Genomic DNA, 611 nt, shown 5'->3' with positions numbered 1-611 from the left:
TTATCATCGCAACCCCAAGGTTGTGCACCAACGGACAAAATACTGACAGAAACAAATTTGCGGCACTAGCTCAGTTGGTAGAGCGCAACCTTGCCAAGGTTGAGGTCACGAGTTCGAGCCTCGTGTGCCGCTCCATATTAGCTTTATCCACTTGCTTTAAATAGCAAACCCGATGCCCGGGTGGTGGAATTGGTAGACACAAGGGATTTAAAATCCCTCGCTGGTAACAGCGTGCCGGTTCAAGTCCGGCCCCGGGCACCATTTTGATAAAGAAAAATTTGCGGCACTAGCTCAGTTGCCAGAACGTTATCATCGCAACCCCAAGGTTGTGCACCAACGGACAAAATACTGACAGAAACAAATTTGCGGCACTAGCTCAGTTGCCAGAACGTTATCATCGCAACCCCAAGGTTGTGCACCAACGGACAAAATACTGACAGAAACAAATTTGCGGCACTAGCTCAGTTGCCAGAACGTTATCATCGCAACCCCAAGGTTGTGCACCAACGGACAAAATACTGACAGAAACAAATTTGCGGCACTAGCTCAGTTGGTAGAGCGCAACCTTGCCAAGGTTGAGGTCACGAGTTCGAGCCTCGTGTGCCGCTCCA

3 tRNA genes are annotated in these 611 nt (G+C 49.6%); all 3 read left to right on the top strand.

From position 1 onward, the window contains the following. The first annotated feature begins 59 nt into the window (after window positions 1-59). The 3 genes from HUS61_RS21195 to HUS61_RS21185 all read left to right on the top strand — a co-directional run bounded on the left by HUS61_RS21195 (window position 60) and on the right by HUS61_RS21185 (window position 611). Window positions 60-135, top strand: a tRNA-Gly gene (locus HUS61_RS21195). Window positions 136-174: 39 nt separating this feature from the next. After that, a tRNA-Leu gene (locus HUS61_RS21190) sits at window positions 175-261 on the top strand. Window positions 262-535: 274 nt separating this feature from the next. Next, window positions 536-611, top strand: a tRNA-Gly gene (locus tag HUS61_RS21185).

Origin of the sequence: Pseudoalteromonas sp. 0802, from assembly GCF_013350085.1 — a bacterium.
Classification (GTDB): Bacteria; Pseudomonadota; Gammaproteobacteria; order Enterobacterales; family Alteromonadaceae; genus Pseudoalteromonas.
Note: the sequence above shows the minus strand (reverse complement) of the source record. Positions and strands in the feature narration are given on the sequence as shown.